This window comes from Bradyrhizobium sp. (assembly GCF_019244115.1).
Taxonomy (GTDB): domain Bacteria; phylum Pseudomonadota; class Alphaproteobacteria; order Rhizobiales; family Xanthobacteraceae; genus Bradyrhizobium.
The window spans coordinates 1-8650 of sequence record NZ_JAFATE010000700.1 but is presented as its reverse complement, the minus strand read 5'-3'; the positions used below and the strand labels follow the sequence as shown (position 1 = coordinate 8650).

Annotated in this window: 10 protein-coding genes; 3 read left to right on the top strand and 7 right to left on the bottom strand. The window is 64.0% G+C overall.

Going from position 1 to position 8650, the window contains the following annotated elements; genetic code table 11:
* The 7 genes from JOZ76_RS38430 to mobB all read right to left on the bottom strand — a co-directional run.
* Window positions 1–134, bottom strand: a 134-nt coding sequence (locus JOZ76_RS38430; protein WP_366938648.1) for a 2Fe-2S iron-sulfur cluster-binding protein, incomplete at its 3' end; no start/stop codon positions are given.
* A complete protein-coding gene (locus JOZ76_RS30310; RefSeq protein ID WP_291705005.1) occupies window positions 131–1834 on the bottom strand; it encodes an NADH-ubiquinone oxidoreductase-F iron-sulfur binding region domain-containing protein in 1704 nt (567 codons plus the stop codon). The genes JOZ76_RS30310 and JOZ76_RS38430, both read right to left, overlap by 4 nt.
* A gap of 201 nt (window positions 1835–2035) precedes the next feature.
* Window positions 2036–2275 (bottom strand): hypothetical protein, encoded by a 240-nt coding sequence (locus JOZ76_RS30305; protein ID WP_291705003.1) that lies wholly within the window; start codon window positions 2273–2275, stop codon window positions 2036–2038.
* Between the two features lie 104 nt (window positions 2276–2379).
* A complete protein-coding gene (locus JOZ76_RS30300; protein ID WP_291705001.1) occupies window positions 2380–4038 on the bottom strand; it encodes an OFA family MFS transporter in 1659 nt (552 codons plus the stop codon).
* A gap of 411 nt (window positions 4039–4449) precedes the next feature.
* The gene (locus tag JOZ76_RS30295; protein WP_291704999.1) at window positions 4450–4731 is read right to left on the bottom strand and encodes a sulfurtransferase TusA family protein; all 282 of its coding nucleotides are present in this window, start codon (window positions 4729–4731) and stop codon (window positions 4450–4452) included.
* A gap of 81 nt (window positions 4732–4812) precedes the next feature.
* The gene (locus JOZ76_RS30290) at window positions 4813–6069 is read right to left on the bottom strand and encodes a molybdopterin molybdotransferase MoeA (protein ID WP_291704997.1); all 1257 of its coding nucleotides are present in this window, start codon (window positions 6067–6069) and stop codon (window positions 4813–4815) included.
* 13 nt (window positions 6070–6082) lie between these two features.
* Window positions 6083–6610: a molybdopterin-guanine dinucleotide biosynthesis protein B gene (mobB, locus tag JOZ76_RS30285; RefSeq protein WP_291704995.1), complete on the bottom strand. Its 528-nt coding sequence runs from the start codon at window positions 6608–6610 to the stop codon at window positions 6083–6085.
* An 89-nt stretch (window positions 6611–6699) separates the two neighbouring features.
* On the opposite strand from mobB, the gene JOZ76_RS30280 reads away from it, so the two are divergent.
* From JOZ76_RS30280 to JOZ76_RS30270, 3 genes are all read left to right on the top strand, one after another.
* Complete coding sequence (locus JOZ76_RS30280; RefSeq protein ID WP_291704993.1) at window positions 6700–7587, top strand: formate dehydrogenase accessory sulfurtransferase FdhD; 888 nt, start codon at window positions 6700–6702, stop codon at window positions 7585–7587.
* Between the two features lie 7 nt (window positions 7588–7594).
* On the top strand, window positions 7595–8206 hold the full coding sequence (mobA, locus tag JOZ76_RS30275) for a molybdenum cofactor guanylyltransferase MobA (RefSeq protein ID WP_291705007.1): 612 nt from the start codon (window positions 7595–7597) through the stop codon (window positions 8204–8206).
* Window positions 8196–8650 (top strand): cation transporter (locus JOZ76_RS30270; protein ID WP_291704991.1); only part of this gene is annotated, 455 nt, incomplete at its 3' end. The genes mobA and JOZ76_RS30270, both read left to right, overlap by 11 nt.

Below are 8650 nucleotides of genomic sequence, written 5' to 3'. Positions count from 1 at the left end.
GGGCGATAGTCCGGAGCCGGCGAATAGCACAGATGCGGGATCTCCGTCCCTTGCCGCTTGGCGACCTGCCAGATGGTCTCGCCGGGCCTGGCTTCGACCATCTTGCCGTCGAGTTCGAACTGGATCTTTGTCATTCCGCAGCGTCCTTGAACTCGTCAGGGAAGTATTTGATCACGGAGGTAAGCGGATTCGAAGCAGCCTGTCCGAGGCCGCAGATCGATGCGTCGCGCATCGCCTGGCTCAACTCGTCGAGCAGTGCCACGTTCCAGTGCGGCTTCTCCATCAAGGCTACGGCCTTTTGCGTGCCGGCGCGGCAGGGCGTGCATTGGCCGCAGCTCTCATCCTCGAAGAAGCGCATCAGGTTGAGCGCGGCGCCCCTGACGCTGTCCTTGTCGGAGAGGATCACGATCGCGGCCGAGCCGATGAAGCAGCCGTATTTTTCCAGCGTGCCGAAATCGAGCGGGATGTCGTCCATCGAGGCCGGCAAAATGCCGCCCGATGCGCCGCCCGGAAGGTAAGCACGAAAAGTGTGGCCGTCGGCCATGCCGCCACAAAACTCCTCGATCAGTTCGCGCACGGTGATGCCGGCCGGCGCGAGCTTCATGCCGGGACTCTTGACGCGGCCGGAGACGGAATAGCTGCGCAGACCCTGGCGGCCGTTGCGGCCATGGCTCTTCCACCAATCGGCGCCCTTTTCGACGATGTCGCGCACCCACCACAGCGTTTCGACATTGTTGATCAGGGTCGGCAGGCCGAACAGCCCGACCTGGAACGGATAAGGCGGCTTGTGCCGCGGCAGTCCGCGCTTGCCCTCGATACTTTCGAGCAGCGAGGATTCTTCGCCGCAGATATAGGCGCCGGCGCCGCGGCGCAGATGCAGGACCGGCCCGCCCGGGGGCAGCTTTGCGATCTCGCGCTCCAAAATTTCGCGCGCCGCGGGATATTCGTCGCGGAGATAGATATAGACGTCGCCCGCTTCCACGACATGCGCGCCGATCAGCATGCCTTCGAGAAAACGGTGCGGATCGGTTTCGAGATAAAAACGGTCCTTGAAGGTGCCGGGTTCGCCCTCGTCGCCGTTGACCGCCATCAGCCTTGGGCCCGGCTCGCCGAGCACGGCGCGCCATTTGCGCCCGGTCGGAAAGCCTGCGCCGCCGAGGCCGCGCAACGAGGCGTCGTCGAGTGCCTTCAGGAGTTCGTCCTTGGCGAGTTCGCCCTTGCGCAGCCGCTGCAGCAGCTTATAGCCGCCGCCGGCAACATAAGCGTCATAGCCGGTGTAAGGTGGCAGATGCGCATGGGTGTCGCCGCGCTTGGCGCTGTCGAGCACAGAAGCGGCGCTGGCGTGGTCGACAAAATTGTGGCCGACCTCGGCGGCGGGCGCAGTGTCGCAGCGGCCAACACAGGGGGCGCGCACGACGCGGATGCCGGGGCCGGCTTTCGACTGAAGGTCCTGCAGCAGCTCCTCACCGCCGAGCATCGCGCAAGTCAGCGAGTCGCAGACGCGGATGGTGAGCGGCGGCATATCCGGCTCGCCCTCCTTCACGATGTCGAAATGCGCGTAGAAGGTCGCGGTCTCGAACACCTCGGCAAAGGACAGCTTCATCTCGTCGGCGAGTGCGGCAAGGTGAGCGGCGGAAATCTGATGATATTTGTCCTGGATCAGGTGCAGATGTTCGATCAGCAGGTCGCGCCGCCGCGGCCGGTCGCCGAGCAGAAGTTCGACCTCGTGCGCTGCGGCGGGATCGACCTGGCGGCCCTTCGGGGTTGCCTTCGCGCGCTTTCGCCCGGCCCCCGGATGTTCGAATGAGCGAAGCTGATGCACATCATGAACCATTCGGAACGTCCCGTTCTGCTCGCCGCACCCCGAACCTAGTCCCTGGCATGCCAGATGCCAAGAAAAACCTTCCCATCAAAGGATTGAGGGGCATACAGCCGTCGCCGCATGCCCCTCAACCGCAACTTACTACCGATCGCTGGCACACGTCGCGCCAATTCCAAGGTCCGCTCGGCGCCGGCAGCCAGCGGTATCTCAGCACTAGCTCTTGTTCATGCAATCTTCGATATAGAACCAGCGGTCATCGCCGGTCAGTCCCTTCGCCTTCACGTCCTGGCGACAGGCCTTCAACTTCGGCCTGTTGGCGCTCCACTTGGCTTTCATGTCCTTCAACTTCTCAACCGTCAGCCTGGTCTTCGATCCCTCGGTCTGGGCAGAAACGGGATGAAGCGGCCCGGCGAGAAGCAGGATGACGGCAAGGCAAACACCGACGCGATTCATGAATCCCCCTGATCCCAAACGCCTCACTTGAATTGGAAGAAATCCGATCGAATGAAAACCGGCAGCAGGGAGCCTGAAACCGGCTCCCTGCTGCCGCAATCGGATCAGAAGATCTTCACCGCGCTTTCCAGGGTCTTGTAGACGCCCCAGGCCAGCGGGATGCCGACGAACAGCCAGAACGCCGCGGCCTTGGCGTCGAGGCCGCCCTTGCCGATGCCGAACGACCCATGCTGGATCCCGGACTCGCTCTTGGCGGTCGCCGCCTGCAGCTTAGCGACCTCTTCCTCGCTCATGTTCCACTTCGGATTGACCGGCTTGATCAGGAAGTTGCAGATCAGGCCGGCGACCAGCATGGCACACAGCACATACATGGTGCTGTCGTAGAGCTTGTCACGCGGTACACCGGCGGCGAGCTGGAACTCGCGCAGATAGTTGACTACGACCGGCCCGATGATGCCGGCGGTCGACCAGGCCGTCAGCAGCCGGCCGTGAATGGCGCCGACGAACTGGGTCCCGAACATGTCGGCGAGATAGGCGGGCACGGTCGCAAAGCCACCGCCATACATCGACAGTATGATGCCGAAACCGAGCACGAAGAGGAGTTTTGACCCGATCGCGGCGAAGGTCGGCGCCGATGCGTAGAGCACGATGCCGAGGATGAAGAAGGTGTAATAGGTGCCCTTGCGTCCGATATAGTCCGACAGCGAGGCCCAGAAGAAGCGGCCGCCGATGTTGAACAGCGACAGCAGGCCGGCGAAGCCGGCCGCGATCGCGGCAATCGTCGTCTTCTGCTCGGCTGTCAGCTGGCTGAAGGTGACATCCGGAAGTCCGATCAGCTTGCCGGCAAAGATCTCCTGCAGCATCGGCGAGGCCATGCCGATCACGCCGATACCCGCCGAGACGTTGAGGCAGAGCACCCACCAGATCAGCCAGAACTGCGGCGTCTTGTGCGCGTCGTCGAGGTGGACGTGGTGCTCGGTGATCATCGTCTTCTTTTCGCTCGGCGGCGTCCAGCCGTCGGGCTGCCACCCGCTCGGCGTCACGCGGTAGGCGAACGCACCGATCATCATGAACACGAAATAGATCACGCCCATGGTCGCGAAGGTCTGCCAGACGCCGACATCGGTTGGCGTCTTGTAGAAATTGATCAGCAAATTGGCGAGTGGCGCGCCGATCATGGCGCCGCCACCGAAGCCCATGATGGCCATGCCGGTGGCCATGCCGCGGCGGTCCGGGAACCATTTCACCAGCGTCGACACTGGCGAGATGTAGCCGAGGCCGAGACCGATGCCGCCGATGACGCCGGCGCCGAGCCACATGATCCAGAGCTGATGCACATAGATGCCGAAGGCGCCCATCAGAAGACCGCCGCCCCAGCAGCATGCCGCAACTGCGCCGGCTTTGCGCGGTCCCGCGCGCTCCAGCCAGCCGCCCCACACCGCCGCCGAGAGGCCGAGCACCACGAAGAACAGCGTGTACATCCAGCCGAGACTCGCGACCTTCCAGTCGCAGGTCGTCGTGAACAGCTCATCCCAGAGCGAGATGTCGGGGCACGCTTTCGGCGCCGACAACCCGATGGCGCGCGACAACGGCAACCAGAACACGCTGAAGCCATAGGCCATGCCGATGCACAGATGGATGCAGAGCGCCGCCGGCGGCACCAGCCATCTGTTGAAGCCAGCCTTCGCGACCGTATGCTCGCGATCGAAAATCCCCAACTCCGCGCCAGGCACGGATCTGCCAGCGCTCTCAACTGTAGCCATACGTCCCTCCCTGCAGCCGCCCGCGCCGGGTGTATCTGCCGTCTACGATCCTATTCCCCAAAAAGTTTCGCATGACGCGGCGCTTGCCGCCCATGCGAACACCCGGACATGCCGAATAGATGGCGCATCCAGGCCGAAAACACTTCACTTGGGCTGTTATGCCCATCCAGTCCCACTACCGCACCGCACAGGTTGTGCCGCGGCGAGCGCGGACCCATGAACCTGCAGTTGCACAACCCAGTCCCGCCCTCCCGAGACAGGGAGGTTGAGTTGTCACGAAAGCACATCCTCTTGTCGATAGACAAAAAGTCGCGGCATTCTTTCGGTAAAAATACGGGAAACGAAAGATTTTACATTCTGGAACCCACTTTTTTCTGTGAGTTCCAAAAGAACCGCGTCAGTTCGCCCGATCTACGCCCCTTTTCCTGTTTCTGCCCCCGCAGTTTGATCTTGATTTCCAATCACGCGATCAGCCTTCTCGATCATGAAGACGATGCGGCGCTCGTCACGCTCGGTGATCTCGACCCTGTCTCCGGTCTCTCGAACCAGGTTCGGAATGTCGATCACCGACAGTGGATCCGTGCAGCACACTTCCAAGAGATCGCCCGCCTTCAGCGGCTTCAGCGCCTTGCGGGTCTTGAGTGCGGGAAGCGGGCATTTGAGCCCGGACAGGTCGAGTTTCGTCGTCGTCATGACCCGAACATGGACAAGTGTTTCCATACCGTCAACCCGCGACCGAATTCAGCAAAGAACTTTCAGGTCGGGGCGAGATTCTCAGATCAGGCTTGCATAGCCCAGGAAGCCGACGGTCTGGCCGGGTTCCACCAGGGTGATCGGTTCGCCGAGTTCCACCAACCCGTCGGTCTCGACCAGCGACGACAGCAGGCCCGCGCCCTCGCGTGGAAACTTCACCACTTCGGGCGTCCCGTCGCCAGCCATACGTAGGTTTACCCTGACATACTCGCGGCGCCCGGCCTTCTTCTTGTAGGTGAAGCCGGCGCGGACCGGCATCGCGACGGCGGGGTCCGGTGCGGTGCCGGCGAGCGCGAAGACCGTCGGCCGCACGACATGGACGAAGGTCACGAAACTGGCCACCGGGTTTCCGGGCAGGCCGACCAAGGGCGTGCCGTCCACCACCCCCATCGCCACCGGGCGGCCCGGCTTGATGGCCATGCGCCACAGGACCAGCGAGCCGGCGCTTTCGACGGCGGCCTTGACGTGATCCTCCTCGCCGGTGGAGACGCCGCCCGTGGTGAGGATCAGGTCGTGGCTTGCTGCGACCTGCTTCACGGCGCGCACCAGCGCGGCGCGCTCGTCGCGCAGGATGCCGAGATCAGCGACCTCACAGCCGAGGCGCCTCAGCATCGCCAGCAGCATGAAGCGGTTGGAATCGAACAATTGCGCGGCCGCCCGCGGGCTGCCGGGCGAGGCCAGTTCATTGCCGGTCGAAAACAGCGCGACACGGATCGGCCTGATGACCTGGAGCTCGGTCAGTCCGAACGCTGCCGCGAGCGCGATGTCTTGCGGTCGCAGGCGCCGGCCGGCCGCGAGCGCGACGGCGCCTTGCGGGATATCCTCTCCCGCCGGACGCACATTGGCCCCCACCTTCAGGCCGGACGGCAGCACGACATCGCCTGCTGCATCGATCCGCACGTCCTCCTGCATGAAGACAGTATCGGCACCCGCTGGCATCGGTGCGCCGGTGAAAATCCGCATCGCCGCGCCGGGCCCGAGCGGAGCCGCCGCCCAGCTTCCCGCCTGAACGCGGCCCCGCACCGGCATCACGCGCTCGCCACTCTGCGGCAGATCCGAACTGCGCACCGCATAGCCGTCGACCGCGGAATTGGTGAATGGCGGCAGCGGCAATGGCGCCGCAAGGTCGGCGGCCAGAACGCGGCCGTCGGCCGTGTCGAGCGCGACGGTCTCGGTCTCGCGCACCGCCGTGACCCTGCTGGCGATGATGCCGACGGCTTCATCGACCGACATCATCGGCCCGCCAAAGGCAAAACAATCGTCGGACAGTTGCGCCATGGCTCTTTAAGTCTCAGCTCTCGACGGTCGCCATCTTAGTGAGCTCTTCGATCGCGATCGCCGATCGCCTGACCATCGCGGCAACGCCGGCGATATCGTCGAGATGGACCGTCGGCAGTGTGGTTTCAACCGCGACGTCGCTGACCACGCCGGCGATGCCGGGATCGGTGGGGAACAACAACGGCTTGCCGTTACCAGCGCGATGCACCTCGATCTTGCGATGCGGCTCGCTCTTGTAGCCTTCGACGATGACGAGATCGACCCGCGACAGTTTTGCCAAAAGTTCCGGCAGATGCGGCTCGCGGGCGCCGCGCAGCTCGTGCATCAGCGCCCAGCGATTGGCGGAGGACACCAGCACCTCCTCGGCACCGGCCTGCCGGTGCCGCCAGGAATCCTTGCCGGGAACGTCGACATCGAAATGGTGATGGGCATGCTTGATCACGGACACGGCGAGGCCCTGCTCGCAGAGCAGCGGGATCAGGCGCGTCAGCAGGGTGGTCTTGCCGGCGCCGCTCCATCCGGCGAGCCCGATCACTTTCATCTTACTCTCCAGCGGCCCGAGCGGGACCTATCTCTTCAAGCTGCTTTATATCGGTATGCGAAGAATGTCATGCTAACCTGCGGCCCAAGATGAAGATCGAGAAAACCCCCGCTCCTCTCATCCTGCCCAATCCGCAGGACCCGAGGCTGACCGAGCGCGTCGAAGGCATCGATCAGGCCGGCGCCCGGGTCGAGATCAACGTGCCGGTGGAACGGCCGCTGACGCTCTATCTCAACGCCCAGGAGATCGTCACCATGATGACGATCGGCGACTACCCAAAATATCTGGCGCTCGGCTACCTGCTCAATCAGAACATGCTGAAATACGACGACGTCGTGACCGAGGTCGAATATGACGACGACCTCGAAGTCGTCGTGGTGCGCACCGAGCACCACACCGATTTCGAGCAGAAGCTGAAGAAGCGCACCCAGACCTCGGGCTGCGCGCAGGGCACGGCGTTCGGCGATCTGATGGAGGCGATCGAGACTATCGCGCTGCCGAAGGCGGAGCTGCGAACGTCCTGGCTGTACCAGATGACGCAGGCCATCAACACCACGCCATCGCTCTATCTCGAGGCCGGCGCCATCCATGGCTGCGTGCTGTGCAGGGAAGGGGCGCCGCTCTGCTACACCGAGGATGTCGGCCGCCACAACGCCGTCGACAAGATCGCCGGCTGGATCTACTGCCACGATGTCGATCCCGCCGACAAGATTCTCTACACCACGGGACGGCTGACGTCGGAGATGGTGATCAAGACGGTGCGGATGGGGATTCCCATACTGGTGTCGCGATCGGGCTTCACGGCCTGGGGGGTCGACCTCGCACGGCAGGTCGGCCTGACGCTGGTCGGCCGCGCCCGCGGCAAGCGCTTCATCGCGCTGTCGGGCGAGCAACGCCTCGTCTACGACCAGAGCCTCGACTATGTGGAGGAGGAATCGGCAAGACACCGGCGCAAGGGCGAAGGCCGTGACGATTAGCGTTTCGATGATTCCCGGCGTGCTGCTCGCGGGCGGCCTGGCGCGGCGGATGGGCGGTGGCGACAAGCCGATGCGGCAGATTCTTGGCCGTACCATCCTGGAGCGCGTGATCGCCCGGCTTGCGCCGCAATGTGACGGTCTGATCCTCAATGCCAATGGCAATCCCGCGCGCTTTGCGGCCTTCGGCTTGCCGGTGATCCCGGACCAGGTCGCGGATTTTCCCGGCCCCCTGGCCGGCATTTTGGCGGGCCTCGACTGGGCGGCGACAAACCGGCCCGATGTGCAGTGGATATTGAGCGCGGCGGCAGACTGTCCATTCCTGCCGCGGGATCTGGTCGCGCGCCTGTGCGAGGCGTTGGTGAAGGAGAACGCGCAGCTCGCGGTCGCTGCGTCTGACGGACAGTCGCATCCGGTGATCGGCCTGTGGAGCGTCGCCATGCGTGACGAGCTGCGCCACGCGCTGATTGTGGAAGACGTTCGAAAAATCGACCGCTGGACCGCGCGCTACGCCCTTGCGACGGTGACCTGGCCGAGCACGCCGCTCGATCCGTTCTTCAATGCCAACACGGCCGAGGACATCGCGGAAGCCGAGCGGCTGGCGGCTTTGGATGGAGGCTGACGCGTTGGATGCGCAGAGCTCTTCCCCGATAAGCTTGCGCGGCGCGGTGCTGGCGGTCGCGCTCTTGAACCTCGCTTATTTCGGCGTCGAATTCACCGTTGCGCTGGCGATCGGCTCGGTCTCGCTGTTCGCGGACAGTGTCGACTTTCTCGAAGATGCCTCGGTGAATATTTTGATCGCGGTTGCGATCGGATGGAGCCCGCGCCGCCGCGCCATGCTCGGCATGGCGCTCGCGGCGATCCTGCTCGCGCCAGCCCTGGCCGGACTGTGGACTGCCTATCAGAAGCTGGTCGCACCTGTCGCGCCCGAACCGTTCCGCCTCACGTTGACCGGGATCGGCGCGCTCGCGGTCAATCTAACCTGCGCCCTGATCCTCGCACGCTTCAGGGATCACAGCGGCAGCCTGACGAAAGCGGCCTTTCTCTCCGCGCGCAACGACGTGCT